The sequence below is a fragment of the Exiguobacterium sp. MH3 genome (genome assembly GCF_000496635.1).
In the GTDB taxonomy this organism is placed as follows: Bacteria; Bacillota; Bacilli; order Exiguobacteriales; family Exiguobacteriaceae; genus Exiguobacterium_A; species Exiguobacterium_A indicum.
This window is the reverse complement of sequence record NC_022794.1, coordinates 171,730-188,811: the sequence shown is the minus strand read 5'-3', so window position 1 is coordinate 188,811 and position 17,082 is coordinate 171,730. Positions and strand designations below refer to the sequence as shown.

The following is a 17,082-nucleotide window of genomic DNA, read 5'->3' as shown; positions in this document are numbered from 1 at the left end:
GTAAAGCATTAATTTTCTGTCACCGTTTCGACCGTTTGCGAGTGACGTTTTTAGGTAAAGTAACCTATACTGAAACAAACTGTACAGGAAGCTAGGTGACCGTATGAAACGTTGGGCGCTTTATCGCATCGTCGTCATCGTGACGATGTTCGCACGTTACATCTTTACGATCTATCGATTCACCCGGAAAAACCGGCCAGGTACGAACAACGAAGAGTTTGAGCGCATCATGATCCGGATTGCGCGTGACTATAAGAAAAAAGCATTACGGTTAGAAGGATTATTGATCAAGCTCGGTCAGTTCTTATCGATTCGAGCCGATCTGTTTCCGCCATCCGTTTTGATGGAACTGACCGAACTGGTCGATAAAGTTCCTTCAAGTAAACTTGGAGAGTCACGTAAGATCATCGAAGAGGATTGGGGTATGCCGATCGAAGAGATCATCTCGGACATCAGTCCCCGTCCTGTCGCTTCTGCCTCGATTGGTGAGGTGTACAGCGGAACCTTAAAATCAAACGGTAAAAAAGTCGCAATCAAAGTTCAGCGACCGAACATCGAACAAATCATCAAAACCGATTTCCGTGCCATGCGCATCGTCATCGCCATGTTACGCCGGACTTCGTTAAACAAATCGACTGATTTACAAAGTCTATACCGCCAAATGGTCTTCGTCATCGGTGATGAATTGAATTACCGAACTGAATTAAAAAACGGTCTCTACTTTAAAAAAATGTATGAGACGAATCCTGTCATCTATATTCCGAGTTATTATGAAGAACATTGTACGAATCGTGTGCTCGTCATGGAATGGATTGACGGGACACGTATCACCGATCTCGATTATTTAGCGGAACATCAGATTGATCGTGACGAACTAGCGCGTAATCTCTTCTTGAACGCTGGTGAGCAATTACTGTTCGGCGGGAAATTTCACGCCGACCCACACCCGGGCAACGTCCTCGTCCAGTCCGACGGCAAAATCGTCTTGCTTGATTTTGGGATGATTGGAGCGACGACGCCTGATGACATGCGAGCGATTCAACGAATCCTCCAATCCTTCGTCACATTAGATTATGATGCGATCGTCGATGGTCTCGAAGATTTACGATTCCTGTTGCCGAATGCGAATAAGCAAAATATCCGACAAGCGATTGAAAAAGCGGTCACGTTCTATCTCGAGAGTGATATGGAAAACGTCGATACGAAACTGATTGAGAAGGTCTTATCCGATATCGAATTACTCGTCCGAAACGAACCGATTCAGCTACCTGCCGAGTTTGCTTTCTTCGGTCGTGCTGCCTCGACGATTCTTGGGATTCTTCAGATTCTTTCACCGCAAATCAACCTGCTCGAATTAGCCAAACCCATGGTTCGACGTTGGCTCGATGACGAAGGAAAAAACCAAAATCGTTATCTCCAGATTGCCGGCTCTTACGGTGCGCGATTGCTCGCATTCCCGCGTCTTGTTAACGATGCCTTAAGCGAACCGACACGTTGGCGCATCATGGAGCAACAAAAGTTCTCTCGTGTCGCGAACATCGAGTCACTCAAAATCCGGCAGTGGACGAGTTCACTCGTCGGGATCATCAGTCTGCCTTTTAGTTATCTCGGCTATTATTTTACGCAGTACGACGTCATGGGCATTTCCTTGACGATCGCCGTCATCGCTTTATGGAATGGTAGACGGATCGGACGACAAATCGTCCGGATCGCCGATGAACCGTTCCGTTAAATAGAACGACAATATGCGTCCACTTCGGTGGACTTTTTTTTATTTCAGAATAATTCCTCTTTGGGCTTCGAGGTTTTTCCTCGCGTCTCGCGGGGTACAGCTTCAAGTAGAGAGATAACAATAAGGAGAGGTGAAACACTTGATTGATATTTTAATTGCCATCGTTCCTGCATTAATGTGGGGATCGTTGCCGCTCGTCGTCTCGAAAATCGGAGGTTCAACGGCGCAACAAATTATCGGTACGACTCTGGGTGCGTTGCTTTTCGCGATCGTCACCTTCTTTTTTGTCAGCCCAGAGATGTCGACGACTGCTTGGGTCGCCGGATTCTTTTCTGGTGCTTTCTGGGCGCTCGGTCAAAAAAATCAATTTGCCGCATTCCGTCAAATGGGTGTATCAAAGACGATGCCAATCTCAACAGGGATGCAACTCGTCGGAACATCGTTGTTTGGTGTTCTCGCTTTTGGAGAGTGGTCAACGACAACTGCGTTGATTCTCGGAATCAGTGCCCTTGTATTGATCATTGCCGGAGCAGCTTTCACGTCTTACAAGGAAGATAAGAGTAAACAAGATGAGAATATCGGAAAAGGACTGACGCTCCTCCTCATCTCTACTGTCGGATATGTTGGCTACGTCGTCATTGCCCGTTGGTTCGATATCAACGGTTGGGAAGCTGTCTTACCACAAGCTGTCGGGATGGTCGTGAGTGCGATTCTTCTTTCTTTACGAGAAGGAGATCTCTTCACGAAAAAAACAGCCGGCAATACAGTCGGTGGACTCATGTGGGCTGTCGGGAACGTCGCTTTACTGTTTGCCACAGCAAAAGTCGGAGTCGCAACGAGCTTCTCCTTATCTCAAACAGGAGTCGTCATCTCAACGATTGGCGGTGTCCTCTTACTAAAAGAAACGAAGACAAAGAAAGAAATGACCTTCGTCATCATCGGTTGTATTTTAGTCGTTGCTGGCGGGATCATGATTGGATTTACGAAACAATAATGAAGGAGTGAAGCATCATGTATGAAAGTTTAAAGGGAAAAGTAGCCATCGTAACAGGTGGATCAATGGGAATCGGTGAAGCCATCGTTCGCCGTTATGCAGAGGAAGGTATGCGTGTCGTCATCAACTATCGCAGTCATCCGGAAGAAGCGAAGAAAATCGCTGAATCGATTCAAGATAAAGGCGGCGAAGCTATTACGATTCAAGGAGATGTCTCGAAAGAAGACGATATGATCAACCTTGTCAAAGAGACTGTCGCTCACTTTGGTCAGTTGGATGTTTTCGTCAACAACGCAGGGATTGAAATGCCTTCAGCCTCCCATGAGATGTCACTCGAAGACTGGCAAAAAGTCATCGACGTCAACTTAACAGGTGCATTCCTCGGTGCGCGTGAAGCTCTGAAGTACTTCGTCGAACACGATGTCAAAGGTAGCATCATCAACATGTCGAGTGTTCATGAAATCATTCCATGGCCAACGTTCGTCCACTACGCTGCAAGTAAAGGTGGCGTCAAATTGATGACACAAACCCTTGCGATGGAATATGCACCAAAAGGCATTCGGGTCAATGCGATTGGACCTGGTGCGATTAATACACCGATCAATGCTGAAAAATTCGAAGATCCGGAACAACGAAAAGAAGTCGAGAGTATGATTCCAATGGGCAATATCGGAAAACCTGAGGAAATTTCAGCCGTTGCCGCATGGCTTGCGTCGGACGAAGCGAGTTATGTCACTGGTATCACACTCTTTGCGGACGGCGGAATGACACTTTATCCATCGTTCCAAGCAGGACGCGGTTAACCTATTTTGAATAGACAAGGAGAGAACCGCTCATGGCCACTTTTTTCTCATTGATCCGTCGCGGCAATAAGTCAGCACTTGCTGCTGCAATCGTCAACACGATCATTGCTATCATCAAGTTCGTCGCTTATATCTTGACTGGGAACGTTGCAATGTTTGCTGAAATGATGCATACGATCGGTGACGCGGCGAATCAATTTTTCGTCTATATCGGTTCTGCTCTAAGTAAAAAAGCACCAACGAAGCGATTCCCGAACGGATTCGGTCGCCTTGTTAACCTCGTGTTACTTGCTGCAATCATCGTCGTTGCGTTGCTTGCGTATGAGACGATTCGTGAAGGAATCTTGCATATCACACATGGTCCTGGCGAAGAGACGACTGGGCTTTGGATCATTTTGACGGCACTTGGAATTGGTGTTGTCCTCGAAGTCGGCGTCTTTTATAAAGCGATGATCGAGATTGCTCATGAAACCGGGCTTAAGTCTAGAGGGCTGACACTAGTTGGTCAAAGCTTCACCCATCTTGGGCAGGCAAAACCAGCTACACGTCTTGTCTTCATGGAAGATCTTGTTGCGACTCTCGGTGGTATCATCGCGATCATTGCCGTTCTGATTTCGCATTACACATCGTTTTATCAAGCAGAGGGCATTGCATCGATTTTGATTGGTCTGATGATGTTCTATGTCGTCTATAATGTCTTTATTCAAAATGCTGCCGGTGCGCTCGGTGAGATTGATGAAGTACTGACTGCTAAAATCGGTGAAATCCTATTACGTGATGAAGCGGTTCGTGATATTGAAAAGCTTGAAGTCATTAAGGAAGGGGATCACTTCCATGTCGAGACAGAGATTGAAGTGGATCCTAACTTAACGATTGCCCAAGCGGACGACATCAAGGACCGGCTTGAACTTCAAATCCGAATTCTTAAAGGAATCACCGATGTCACGATTTCCTTTGATGAAGATGATAAAGTACAGCAGTATCAATCCCCCTCACCACCTGTAGAGTAAACAAAAAGCCATCGATTCCGATGGCTTTTTGTGTGCATTCATTAGCGTGCAGCGCGGACAAATCCGGCTTCTTCTGCTTCTTTTTCCGTACAAAACTGTTGCTCTGGCTTCACTTCATCGTAGGACTGACCTCCCGGTACATGGTAGATTTTTTTACCCGACCGATTGATGTTGCCTTTGATTTCGCAGGATTTCGTTTCTGTAATCGCTTGAGCGTCGAAGCCACGATTCGTGACGTAGCCATCGTGCTCCCAAATCTTTTTCTTCGCCTGCTTGGCTCCCTGTTCGATCTGTTCGAACATATCGACATAACGTGTGTCCGGCTCATAGACGAATGCTACACGTGCGAGTCCTTTTCGGAGTAACTCCTGATTCAACATCTTATCGCCGTACCAGACGTATGCGAGTAATCTTCCGTATCGATCGGTCCGGGAATGATCACGCTCCAACCGAATTGCTGTCCCGCTCGGTAAGGTCTCTTTCGTAAACGCTGAAGCTTCCGTTCCATACGGTTGAACCGGTGTATCCGGTTTGACGGTTTCTGGTGTATCGACAAGGAGTAGACGAACGTCCTCCGTTTTCCCATCCGCCAACTTCACTTTTAACGTATCCCCATCGATGACGCGTTCGACCGTCGCCTTCGTGATTTTTTCGTCGTCCGGTTGCTTGATGCCAAGCAAATCGGTTTCTTCTGGTGCACAACCGATGAGAACGAATAAAAAAAGTAGACTCATCATTGCATATCGTCTCACTTCTGTTTCGCTCCTTTCCATGAAAATACGGATTCGGTCAAAGCCCGAACCCGCATACGCTATCTTGTTTATTCGTTAGTCTGCTGAAAGAACCGTTTCAACTTCATTTCGGTTCGTATAAAGTTGATAGAACGCTTCCGCTACATTTTTCGGATCAAGTGCCGTTCCACGCTTCACTTCCCCGGCAATCGTGACAGTTCCGACGTAGACACCGTCTTCCTTCAACGTATCATGTAACATATGCGTCACTTGGCGAACGCCTGCCTTCCCGATTGAAAGCCCTGGTAACGATTTGATCGCTTGCATCGCAGCGCCGCCTCCAGTAATCAGGATAACGCCGTCTTTCCGTTCCTGCATCGACGGAGCAACGAGTTGTGCGGCATGCAGTGCACCGAGTACGTCGATTTCGAACTCTTTCGTAATCTGTTCTGCCGAAACTTCGAGGACAGACGCTTGATGTAAAATCGAAGCATTGTAGACTAAGACATCGACTTGTCCGTATTGCTCCTCTGTCCATTCGATGAGGGATGCGATATCAGCTTTTCGTGAAGCATCACATTCCACTCCGACCGCTTCCACGCCCGCTTCTTTTAGTTCCGTGATGACGGCTGCGAGTGTTTCTTGCGTCCGCGCCGCACAAACGACTTGAAAGCCTTCTTTTCCGAATCGTTTACTGATTTCATATCCGTTTCCTGGCCCTGCTCCGATGACGATTACTGTTTTCATGACGTATCTCCCCTTCTCATTTCAACTGTGATGGTTATTCCCTGAATCGCGTCATTTCATTCAAAAATCGAGCAATGAAGTGCCTTTTTCTTCTTTCTCCTGCGAAACACCCATGAAACGCGCTAACATCGGATCGACTGTTGGTGTTGCCTGAGGTGTTGACGTAGGTAGCGATATCGTTGAACTTGATGTCGCCTCAGATTCAAGTAATAGTTCACAGTACGTTTTCATTGATGCAATCTGCTCTTTCTGCGCGGCTCCTGTCGTTTGCTCAATGCGTTGCATCGCTTGACGCATCTTTTCGATGATGTGTTGTTCCGTAATCATCTTGTATTCCTCCTTATGGTAGATTGAGGGTATGAACTTGAAAAGGATGTGTTTTCCATGATTCGTACCGCTTTAGTTGGTTTTGGTATTGCCGGTGAACATTTACATGCTCCTTATTTACACGCACCTGATTATCAGTTAGTCGCTGTTCAGTCGAGTCGTCCGGAAGCAGTCGCTGCTTATGACGCGACGCTACCTGTTTATTCGACACTTGAAGCCCTGCTCGCTAAAGAACAAATCGATTTAGTCGTCATCGCGACAGCAAATGAACGACATTATCCACTTGCGCGCCTCGCTTTGCTATCGGGCTGTGATGTACTCGTCGAGAAACCGTTCACTGTCACGTTTGAAGAAGCCGAAACGTTGACGGAACTAGCACGTGTACACGATCGGTTACTGACAGTTTATCATAATCGTCGGTATACGAAGGACTTTCGAACGCTGATGACCTTACTCGAATCCGGACGTCTCGGCACGCTCCAAACGTTCGAAGCGCATTATGATCGCTATCGTCCAGACGTTGAGGATCGTTGGCGCGAACAGGACGTACCCGGTGCTGGTCTCTTGTACGATCTTGGATCACACTTGATCGATCAAGCACTCGTCGCCTTCAATGCAGTACCAGATCGCGTCTTTTGTGATCAAACGATCCAACGGCAAGGTGGGATCGTTGATGACTATACACATTTGATTTTAGCATTCGGCACGCGACGCGCTATTTTGCACATCGGTTCCATCGTTCCGGCTGTTGGTCCTTCGCTAATGGTACACGGGACAAAGGCTAGCTATTTCGTCGATGAAGTCGATACGAAACGAGCGACGTATCAATTGGCTGAAGCAAACGGTCCCCTTGAAGACTTTCCTTTTGTCTCCGGGCAATTTGGGGATTATTATACAGATCTCGCCCCAGCCATTCGACAGCGAACAACACCACCTGTTTCTCCGAAACAGGCTGAACTCGTCATGAAAATCATTGATCGTGCTCAAAAGAGTGCAAAATCGGGTACATGGATAGAAGTAGACTAACTATCCATTCAGACGAACAGGGGGAAGACAAGATGTTTTCAAGTACGGAACGGACAGCTTGGTTAGAAGAGATGGGACAAGAACTTTTAGACGTGCTCGTCATCGGGGGCGGTATCACGGGAGCCGGTATTTTGCTTGACGCACAAAGTCGAGGCATGCGGACAGGATTGATTGAGATGCAGGACTTCGCCGAAGGGACATCGAGCCGATCGACGAAACTCGTCCATGGTGGATTGCGTTATCTGAAGCAGTTCGAAATCAAACTTGTTGCCGAAGTCGGAAAAGAACGTGCCATCGTGTATGAGAACGCCCCACACGTGACGACGCCGGAGTGGATGATGCTTCCACTCGTCGAAGGCGGGACGTTCGGCAGCTTCTCGACATCGATTGGCTTACGCGTCTATGACCAGCTCGCAGGCGTCAAACGCAATGAACGCCGGACGATGCTCAGCAAAGAAGAAACATTACGTTACGAGCCACTATTACGTTCGGAACACTTAGTCGGTGGTGGTCGTTATGTCGAATATAAAACGGATGATGCCCGATTGACAGTCGAAGTCTTAAAGGCAGCCGTTGGTTACGGTGGACGTGCCGTCAACTATACGAAGGCTGAATCGCTCGTCTACCACAACGGAAAAGTTGTTGGTGTCGAAGTCCGTGACGTCTTAAGTGACAAAACGTATACGATTCGGGCAAAGAAAATCATCAATGCAACTGGTCCGTGGGTCGACGAACTACGAGAAAAAGATGGTTCGAAAGCTGGGAAATCACTCCACCTGACGAAAGGCATTCATCTCGTCATCGATCAAGCACATTTCCCACTCCAACAGGCCGTTTATTTCGACGTTCCAGATGGGCGGATGATCTTTGCGATTCCACGCGAAGGGAAAACCTACGTCGGAACGACCGACACGAACTATAAAGGAGATATTCTTGAGCCGGGTGTCACCGTGGAGGATCAGGATTATATCCTAGAGGCGACGAATCAAATGTTCAATGTCGAGTTACGACCTGAACACGTCGAATCGACATGGTCCGGACTACGTCCACTCATTCATGAAGATGGAAAGGATCCGAGTGAACTGTCCCGAAAAGATGAAATCTTCGTCTCGAAATCCGGGCTGATGTCAATCGCTGGTGGGAAGTTGACCGGGTACCGGAAGATGGCAGAACGAATCATCGATATGGTCGCAGACCAATTCAAGAAAGAAGAAAATCGGATTTACCTCGCTTCCCGTACGCACGATATCTTGCTTGGTGGTGGTCATCCACAAGGAAGTAAAGGATTTGCCCGCTACTTGAAGGAACAACAACCAAAAGGAGAAGCCCTCGGATTGTCACCGAATGAGGCGACATGGCTCATCCAACGTTACGGTACGAATGTCGAACGTGTCTACGAGTTGATTCGGACACGTGGCGACGAGGCAGCTCGTTATCAATTACCGCTACACTGGTTCGGCGCCCTTCTATATGGATTAGAAGCTGAACTCGTCATGCAACCCGGCGACTTTTTGAACCGTCGTGCCTCGGCCGTCTTCTTTGATTTCCCTCACGCTGAACAGTACGCAGATGGTGTTCTCGCCTTGATGCGTAGCGAACTCGGCTGGTCAGCAGAAGATGAAGCCAAAGCCAATGAAAGTATTCGTCGTGAATTTGATGCGGTTCGCGTCAAAGGACCTGTTCCACTTTCATAACATCAAAAGACCCGATCGCCTTCAGGCGACCGGGTCTTCTTGTGTGTTACTTTTCTTCTTTCGAAGCAGCGAGTTCCGCTGCCGGCATGTTGCCTGGTTGTAAATTCGAACTCTTACGTGCAAATGTGAAGTAAAGAACTAAACCGATAGCAAGCCAGATTCCAAAAGCAATCCATGTCTCGAGTTTCAAGTTGAACATCAAGAAAAGACATGCAGCGATTGCTGCGATTGGCACATATGGCATACCTGGACATTTGAACGCACGTGGGAGATCAGGCTGTGTCTTACGAAGAATCAAGACAGCGACAGAGATCAAGACGAATGCTGCGAGTGTACCCATGTTGACGAGGTTTGCGATGACATCGAGCGGAACGAATCCAGCAACGAGTGAGCTACCCAGTCCGATCATCCAAGTCGCCTTGAATGGTGTTTGGTACTTCGGATGCACTTCAGAGAACACTTTCGGGAACATTCCGTCACGCGAGATGGCGAATGCAAGACGCACCATTCCGTAAGTCATGACGAGAATGACTGTTGTGATCCCGAGGATCGCACCGAGATCGATGAATCCAGCTACCCAGCTTTGACCGGCCATTTGAATCGCAAGTGAGACTGGATGATCGACACCAGCAAATTGTTGGTACGGTACGATACCCGTCATGATGGCTGCGACGATGACGTAAAGGACTGTACAAACAGCGAGTGAACCGATGATCCCGCGTGGCAAGTTTTTTTGCGGATCGCGGACTTCTTCAGCTGCTGATGTGACGGCATCAAAGCCGATGTACGCGAAGAAGACGATTGCGGCACCCGAGAAGACGCCTCCCCAACCAAATGGTGTGAACGGTGTCCAGTTCGATGGCTCAACGTAGCCGACACCAACAACGATGAAGAGAATGACGACTGCGACCTTGATGACGACCATGATGTTGTTGACACGTTTCGTTTCCTTGATTCCCATCGACAACAATGCCGTAATGGCAAAGAGGATTAAGAATGCTGGAAGGTTGAAGTATGTCTTGGCTCCTTCGACTGCTCCAGGAGCTGCTGATAAGGCTGTTGGCACATGGATGTTGAATCCTGCAAGTAAGGACTGGAAGTATCCAGACCATCCGGCTGCAACGGCACTCGAGGCGAGTCCATATTCGAGGATCAAGTTCCAACCGATGATCCAAGCGAAGATCTCACCCATCGTCGCATACGTGTACGTATAGACGGATCCACTGACCGGAATCGTTGATGCGAATTCAGCGTAAGCAAGAGCAGCTAGACCACAGGCGATGGCAGATAGAATGAATGATACGATAAGTCCTGGTCCTGCAGTCAATGCTCCTGTTCCGGTCAAAACGAAGATTCCGGTTCCGATGATGGCGCCAATTCCTAAAAACGTTAAATCCATCGCGCCAAGATTTCGAGCAAGTCCACTGTTTCGTTTACTTGCAGCAATCATAGCGGAAACATCTTTTTTCCGCGTCAAGCTCATGATGTACTTCCCCCTATGTCTCTTTTGATTTGTCCTACGGAGCGAGTCGTCCGTAAGAACTTAATCAAAAATTTACGAAGTTTTCTGATAAATTGATATAGGTCATTATACCTATTTGTTTTTTGACTGACGCTTTCATCTGCTAAAGAATAAAATTCTCTTCAAAAATAAGGGATGTGTAACTGCTGTTACACACCCCTTGAATGATTCAGGATTCGATTGTTTTGGTAGCTTCTTTACGTGCCTTGATCCACTCTAAAAACACTTGATAATCCAGCTTTGTTCGCTCAACATACGCACTTGACCAACGCTCGATTTGTTCTAAGAAAGCAGTATCTGAAACACCGATGGCCTGGATGATTTCGACGTCCGCATGATGCGTTAAAACTTTTTCTTTAATACCAGCATCCTGATCCGCCCGTGCATGGATTTTTGCGGTAATTTGACCTTGAATACAAAGAACGTTTTCAAGGTCTTCCTGACTTTTTATGTGCTTCGCCTTTAATTTTTTCTTATATGGCGAACGTTCACGTACATAATATTCTTTACCATCTATCGTTAAATAACCGAGATACGGATCTTCATGTGCTTGCATCGCTTTTTGTGAAGTGATGATTCGTCTCCCTTGATGAATCGCTTCAGCTTCTGGACGATAGACGGGTAAAAATAACGAAGGGACAGAAGTTTGTGCCTGTTTCATTTCAAGAATCAAATCTTCTTCGCCGCCTTCTCCCTCAATAAGGAGATAGTAGCGTTCAAGACCAATCGATGCCGTTCCACTATCTAGTTTACGTACAATATCCTTGATTGTATAAAAGGATTCTGTTCGCCGATCCTCCGTATCAATCGTCTCGATATAAGAATACCAAGCACCTTGGATGGCTTTTACTGTTGCGTCATCCACTATTTCCATGTCGGGTAACGCACGAAATCGTCTTGTTCCATTGATGATTTCTGTTCGCTCTCCCATTAATTCCTCACGTTTTTTTTCTGCTTTTTTGATCAACTTTTTAATCGGTCCTTTTGTATTGTCTCTTGTAAAGCAAACATCACTTGGATCTTTTCCGGACGCATATTTTTTTAAATCATGTAAGTATTTAAAGACGTAATTTTGGATGGCAGGTGCTGGGTCGTAGCCCGCCTCTTCTGCAAACAATCGAACAGACACTGCCATTCGAATTAAATCATATAGATAAGAACCTAAGTACCCTTCATCAAAGTCATTGACGTCGTAGATGATTTCCCCCTTCGCATTTCCATGAACACCGAAGTTTTCAAAGTGAAGATCACCTTGAATCCAGGTCGGTTTATCCTGCGGTGTATCAAAACCGAGTGGAATGCGAGTGACATCATAATAAAAAAGATGCGAACTTCCTCGGAAAAAGCGAAACGGACTCAAACTCATTTTGTCGTACTTTTCTTGTCGTGCCGCCTCGTTAAGTTGACGAATTTCATGATCATAAAAATCAAGGACCTTCGCAATCGTCATCTGTCGGATTTCTTCATACACGGGCTGAAACATTCTATCCACTCCTCTCGAATTGTAAAAAAGAGCAGTCAAAACGAAATCGTTTGACTACTCCTTGTGTGTTACTCGAAATGTTTTTTATATTCCCCATATCCTGCCGAATCAAGCTCCTCGAGCGGAATAAATCGTAACGCCGCTGAGTTGATACAGTATCGAAGTCCACCGAGTTCCGTTGGACCATCATCAAAGATATGACCGAGGTGACTATCTGCACTCGCAGAGCGAACTTCTGTCCGTGTCATCCCATGACTCGTATCGAGTTCGACTTCCATCTTGTCTTCTGAGATGGGTTTAGCGAAGCTCGGCCAACCACAGTTTGACTGGAACTTATCTTTTGATGTGAAGAGTGGTGTACCATCGACGATATCGACGTACAGTCCTGGACGTTCTTCATCCCAGTATTCGTTACGGAAAGCGGGTTCTGTCCCGTTCTCTTGTGTGACTTTATACTGAATTGGTGTCAGACGCTCTTTCAATTCTTTTTCCTTACCGTGGTCCTTCCACGCTTCTTTGATGAATTTCGCGCGACCTGAGCCGACACTATACATCTGATAACGGAACGGATTCTTTTTATAATAATCTTGGTGATATTCTTCGGCTGGCCAAAACGGCTTTTCTGGACGAATCTCTACCGCGACCGGACGCGAGAAGCGTCCTGATGCGTCAAGCGCTGCTTTCGAACGTTCAGCTGCTTCACGCTGTGCTTCATCGACATAAAAGATAGCCGGTTGGTACGATTCACCACGGTCATTGAATTGACCTCCACCATCTGTCGGGTCGATTTGACGCCAGAAGATCTCGAGTAATTCTTCGTACGTAATGACGGACGGATCGTACGTGACTTCAACCGCCTCCAAGTGACCTGTCGTTTCCGAACAAACCTCTTTATAAGTCGGGTTCTCTGTATGACCACCGGTATATCCTGAAATGACCTGCTCTACACCATCATATTTATGGAATGGCTTGACCATGCACCAGAAACAACCACCTGCAAATATTGCTTTTGCCATCTATCTTCCCCTCCTCTGTATGTGTCTATTTTACCGCGTTCGGAGAATGGACTCGACTTTCCTGCTCATTCAATCCTCTGGGTTCGCTTTTAGACGACGCATGACGAAATAAATCGCTGCAAAGACAAGAAGAAGTCCTCCAAGCGAATACCAGATGTTATTCAAACGATAGATCATTTGGTACAAGGCAAGCGTCACAAGCAATAATGCGATCGGTAAGAAGGCACGCTTAAAGTGGTACCAGTAATTCACGAAGATCGCCTCCTGTTTTTCTTTCATCTTACTTGAAGCGACATCTAAAAAGCCACCTTCATTTGAAGGTGGCTCACTGATTATGATTGACGTGGATGTTCCGGGAAGTCCATCTCGTCATAACGAACGATTGACGTCCGGTTTTTGAATTTATGTCCTAACCAGAAGGCAAGGAACAATGGAATACCGACGTACGTCGCAGCAATCCCGACCCAATCAATTTGATCAGCGAGGAATGCGGCATAGTTTTGACCGACGATGACGAGGAAACAAAGACCGAAGGCGAACAGCGGACCGAATGGGAACGCTGGTGCAACATATGGTAAGTCTTTCAACGAGTGACCTTGTGCAAGGAATCCTTTACGGAAACGATAGTGACTGATCGCAATCCCGAGCCATGCGATGAAGCCTGTCATACCGGAAGCATTGAGTAACCACAAGTAGACTTGTCCACCAAACATCGACGTCAAGAAACAGAGGGCACCGACCGCACCTGTTGCAAGCAAAGCGTTACGCGGTACACCGTTTTTCGATACTTTCGCGAACAACTTCGGTGCATCCCCTTGACGCGCCAGTGTGTACAGCATCCGTGTCGAAGCATACATACCTGAGTTTCCGGCAGATAAAACAGACGTCAAGATGACGGCGTTCATGAGTGCTGCTGAGAACGCAAGACCTGCTTTTTCAAAGACGAGCGTAAACGGACTCACCGCTACGTCCGTAATGTCATTCGAAACCAAGTTCGGACTTGTATACGGAATGAGCATTCCGATGACGAAAATCGCGAAGACGTAGAAAAGCAAGATGCGCCAGAAGACTTGTTTGACTGCTTTTGGAACATTCTTTTTCGGATCTTCCGATTCACCCGCTGCAATCCCGACCAGTTCTGTACCTTGGAAACTGAATCCGGCAACGAGAATGATACCGATGACGGCAGGAATCCCACCGACGAACGGCGCATCGCCAAGAGCAAAGTTTTTAAAGCCAACCGGTGGCTCCGATGTAAAGACACCGAAAATCATCGCAACACCGACGACTAAGAAGACGATGACGGTAACGACTTTAATCATCGCGAACCAATACTCCGCTTCTCCGAATCCTTTAACGGAGAAGTAGTTCAAGCCAATCATGAGTAAGAGGAACAAAGCACTGAAATAAAATCCAGGAACGTCCGGGAACCAATACGTCATGACGATTTGTGCTGCGACGAGCTCGACTGCGATCGTGACTGCCCAGTTGTACCAGTAGTTCCAGCCAAGTGCAAAGCCGAATGATGGATCGACGAATTTCGTTCCATATGTCGAGAAGGATCCGGCGACAGGCATGTACGCCGCCATTTCACCAAGACTTGTCATGAGGAAGTAGACCATCAGACCAACGATTGCATACGATAGGAGCGCCCCACCTGGTCCTGCTGCTGCGACGGAAGCACCGGACGCAATGAAGAGTCCTGTTCCGATTGCCCCACCGATGGCGATCATCGACATATGACGGGCTTGTAATCCACGTTTTAATCCTTCTGCTGTCGAATCTGTTGTTTGTTTTACATCTAGATTGTTCATTTCGTTCGCTTCTCTCTGTTTAGATTTTTTGAGAGGACACTTTTTGAATGAAAAAAACAAAAAGCGTCCTCATCTTCCAGATGGAAGATGAGAACGCAACATAATAAAATGGATGCGCCTCATTCTACCGTCGTGAAAGATAGCTCTCCACAAGTAAGTGATACCCGACTTGTGACAGTATTAGACCTATTCGATCTAATCCCAATCGATCATCTTCAAAGCGATGATTGATTTCGGCAATTCTTCCTTTCAGGTCACTTCATCTGTCGCTTGACGACATCCGTAACCGTACTCTTAAGAACTGCAACCTCCATCCCACTGGTTGAGTGAGAACTGAATTAAGTTAGTTATTACTACGCCATATTACACAAAACGCCACGAAATTGTCAATTGCCTTTTTCGAATCTGGGGTAGTAGATGGTAAAAATCCGATATGTTTAGTACACTAAATGGTAGAAGTCCACTGAGAGAAAGGATGCTGCTTGCATGCCACAGGAACGTGATTTGCTAACTTATCGACTCGAAGAACAAATGCGTGTCATTCTTCGTACCCTGCGACGTGAACTTAACCGGCTATTTGAAGGAACGGCGACCCGGAGTGAATTTTTCATCTTACGAAGCCTTTCTGAAAATGGGCCTCAGCGCCCGACGCTTCTCGCGGAACAATTTGAGCTCGCGACGAGTCAAGTCACTGCTTTAACGGATAAGCTGTATAAACAAGGATACGTCACACGGACACGTTCGACGGAAGATCGTCGTTCGATCGTCCTCGCTTTGACGGAGGACGGGGAACGTGCATTTCGAGATCTCGAAATCGTTCGGAAAAACTATTTACAAGATCGCTTCGGTACATTGACGGAAGAAGAGCTCGAAACGATGATTCGTGTCTTTGATAAAATTTTACAGACGATGGATGAGGATACTCTTACTTCATCTTCTTAAAAACGGTAGATTTTCTACCGTTTTTTCTATTTTGTCTAAAGATTTCTCTATGTCTAACCGTTATCTACTTGAGTATACTGGAAGTATATATATGGAAATCTGTTAGCTGGGGGAGTTGGGAGGATTTGTTGGCCATCATGAATCAATTCATCATTAACTTTTGTCTACTGTTCACAACGATTACTCTCTTGTTCTTACCGTTTCGGAATCAACCGCGTATTTCATTGAACTCCAAATGGAGCATTCGACTTATACTCGGAGCAGTCTCTGGTCTGATTGCGGTTTTATTGATGTTTAACGGGATTCAAATCGACGTCGCCCGTGTTGATTTACGTATCGTTCCTGTCGCAATCGCCATGCTGATCGGTGGTTTCCCAAGCGCCATCGTTGCTGGTGCAATGATCATCGGGACACGTTACTTTTTAACACCAGTTGATCAAATGGAAGGATTTTATTTATCGACGCTGATCATCGTCTTGTTCATCACGACGATTGGGATCATTCGTCGATTCATCCATGTCTCGATGCGTCATTTTCAGCTTATGGTGTTGGTCGGTATTCTCTATTCGTTACCCGCCATCTACATCCTGACGAACAGCTGGTCGACATTCTTTAAAATCTCGATTGCGTACGTCTTCTTTAATTTATTAGCTGGCTTTGTCGCTTATCGATTACTGACGGAATTACGCCGTCACTTCGAAAACATCCAGTATCAGCAGAAACTCGCCATGACGGATGCTTTGACAGGGCTCGCCAATCGTCGTCGTCTGGATGACTCGCTTTCGCTTGTCGGTTCGACCGACCAAGGCTATTCGCTTGTACTCATCGATATCGATTTCTTCAAGCATGTCAATGATACATATGGTCATGATGCGGGCGATGATGTGTTACGCCAACTCGGCATGACTCTCGCTTCCTTAACGCGTCCAGACGACCTCGTCGGACGGTACGGTGGTGAAGAATTTTTAATCATCTTACCAAGTACTTCAGCGAAAGAAGCGCAAAAAATAGCAGAACTAGCTCGGCTGACGGTCGCACGTAACCTGTTCCCGACAGCAGATGTACCTGATCTGCAAATCACGATCTCACTTGGGATTTCCCATTCCAGTGGTTCGCATACGTCACTTGAAGCATTACAACAGGCAGATAAAGCGTTGTATTACTCAAAAGAAAGCGGACGGAACCGGAGTACGATCTATACGAAAGAACTTGCATTCCGACAAGCTTAAACTAATGGGACA

General features: G+C 46.7%; 16 protein-coding genes and 1 riboswitch. Of the genes, 8 read left to right on the top strand and 8 right to left on the bottom strand.

The features are described 5' to 3' along the window. The first annotated feature begins 103 nt into the window (after positions 1–103). The 4 genes from U719_RS01070 to U719_RS01055 all read left to right on the top strand — a co-directional run bounded on the left by U719_RS01070 (position 104) and on the right by U719_RS01055 (position 4,539). Positions 104–1,732 (top strand): AarF/ABC1/UbiB kinase family protein, encoded by a 1,629-nt coding sequence (locus U719_RS01070; RefSeq protein ID WP_023466751.1) that lies wholly within the window; start codon positions 104–106, stop codon positions 1,730–1,732. Positions 1,733–1,874: 142 nt separating this feature from the next. Beyond that, the gene (locus tag U719_RS01065; RefSeq protein WP_200864053.1) at positions 1,875–2,726 is read left to right on the top strand and encodes a GRP family sugar transporter; all 852 of its coding nucleotides are present in this window, start codon (positions 1,875–1,877) and stop codon (positions 2,724–2,726) included. 17 nt (positions 2,727–2,743) lie between these two features. After that, positions 2,744–3,529: an SDR family oxidoreductase gene (locus U719_RS01060; RefSeq protein ID WP_023466749.1), complete on the top strand. Its 786-nt coding sequence runs from the start codon at positions 2,744–2,746 to the stop codon at positions 3,527–3,529. A gap of 32 nt (positions 3,530–3,561) precedes the next feature. After that, positions 3,562–4,539 (top strand): cation diffusion facilitator family transporter, encoded by a 978-nt coding sequence (locus U719_RS01055; protein ID WP_023466748.1) that lies wholly within the window; start codon positions 3,562–3,564, stop codon positions 4,537–4,539. 41 nt (positions 4,540–4,580) lie between these two features. Here U719_RS01055 and U719_RS01050 read toward each other — a convergent pair whose 3' ends face one another. The 3 genes from U719_RS01050 to U719_RS01040 all read right to left on the bottom strand — a co-directional run bounded on the left by U719_RS01050 (position 4,581) and on the right by U719_RS01040 (position 6,344). After that, positions 4,581–5,276 (bottom strand): thermonuclease family protein, encoded by a 696-nt coding sequence (locus tag U719_RS01050; protein ID WP_023466747.1) that lies wholly within the window; start codon positions 5,274–5,276, stop codon positions 4,581–4,583. A gap of 90 nt (positions 5,277–5,366) precedes the next feature. Then, complete coding sequence (locus U719_RS01045; RefSeq protein WP_023466746.1) at positions 5,367–6,017, bottom strand: SDR family oxidoreductase; 651 nt, start codon at positions 6,015–6,017, stop codon at positions 5,367–5,369. A gap of 60 nt (positions 6,018–6,077) precedes the next feature. Further along, complete coding sequence (locus tag U719_RS01040; RefSeq protein ID WP_023466745.1) at positions 6,078–6,344, bottom strand: DUF5327 family protein; 267 nt, start codon at positions 6,342–6,344, stop codon at positions 6,078–6,080. A gap of 57 nt (positions 6,345–6,401) precedes the next feature. Between U719_RS01040 and U719_RS01035 the strand changes: the two genes are divergently transcribed. Then, complete coding sequence (locus U719_RS01035) at positions 6,402–7,370, top strand: Gfo/Idh/MocA family oxidoreductase (RefSeq protein ID WP_023466744.1); 969 nt, start codon at positions 6,402–6,404, stop codon at positions 7,368–7,370. 32 nt (positions 7,371–7,402) lie between these two features. After that, the gene (locus tag U719_RS01030) at positions 7,403–9,064 is read left to right on the top strand and encodes a glycerol-3-phosphate dehydrogenase/oxidase (RefSeq protein WP_023466743.1); all 1,662 of its coding nucleotides are present in this window, start codon (positions 7,403–7,405) and stop codon (positions 9,062–9,064) included. Between the two features lie 46 nt (positions 9,065–9,110). Here U719_RS01030 and U719_RS01025 read toward each other — a convergent pair whose 3' ends face one another. From U719_RS01025 to U719_RS01005, 5 genes are all read right to left on the bottom strand, one after another. Continuing rightward, positions 9,111–10,547 carry an amino acid permease gene (locus U719_RS01025; RefSeq protein WP_023466742.1) on the bottom strand — a complete coding sequence of 479 codons (1,437 nt, stop codon included), beginning with the start codon at positions 10,545–10,547 and terminating at the stop codon, positions 9,111–9,113. Between the two features lie 208 nt (positions 10,548–10,755). Beyond that, on the bottom strand, positions 10,756–12,069 hold the full coding sequence (locus U719_RS01020) for a DUF2252 domain-containing protein (RefSeq protein ID WP_023466741.1): 1,314 nt from the start codon (positions 12,067–12,069) through the stop codon (positions 10,756–10,758). A 68-nt stretch (positions 12,070–12,137) separates the two neighbouring features. Continuing rightward, positions 12,138–13,085, bottom strand: coding sequence for a peptide-methionine (S)-S-oxide reductase MsrA (msrA, locus tag U719_RS01015; protein ID WP_023466739.1), 948 nt, complete (start codon positions 13,083–13,085; stop codon positions 12,138–12,140). A gap of 69 nt (positions 13,086–13,154) precedes the next feature. Beyond that, positions 13,155–13,337: a hypothetical protein gene (locus U719_RS01010; RefSeq protein ID WP_035399267.1), complete on the bottom strand. Its 183-nt coding sequence runs from the start codon at positions 13,335–13,337 to the stop codon at positions 13,155–13,157. Between the two features lie 80 nt (positions 13,338–13,417). Then, positions 13,418–14,899 carry an amino acid permease gene (locus U719_RS01005; RefSeq protein WP_023466735.1) on the bottom strand — a complete coding sequence of 494 codons (1,482 nt, stop codon included), beginning with the start codon at positions 14,897–14,899 and terminating at the stop codon, positions 13,418–13,420. A gap of 132 nt (positions 14,900–15,031) precedes the next feature. Next, a riboswitch (Lysine riboswitch) is annotated at positions 15,032–15,220 on the bottom strand. A gap of 165 nt (positions 15,221–15,385) precedes the next feature. On the opposite strand from U719_RS01005, the gene U719_RS01000 reads away from it, so the two are divergent. Beyond that, entirely contained in the window at positions 15,386–15,841 is a 456-nt protein-coding gene (locus U719_RS01000; protein WP_023466733.1) for a MarR family winged helix-turn-helix transcriptional regulator, read from the top strand. A 137-nt stretch (positions 15,842–15,978) separates the two neighbouring features. Beyond that, positions 15,979–17,070: a diguanylate cyclase gene (locus U719_RS00995; RefSeq protein ID WP_235147612.1), complete on the top strand. Its 1,092-nt coding sequence runs from the start codon at positions 15,979–15,981 to the stop codon at positions 17,068–17,070. Positions 17,071–17,082 lie beyond the last annotated feature (12 nt).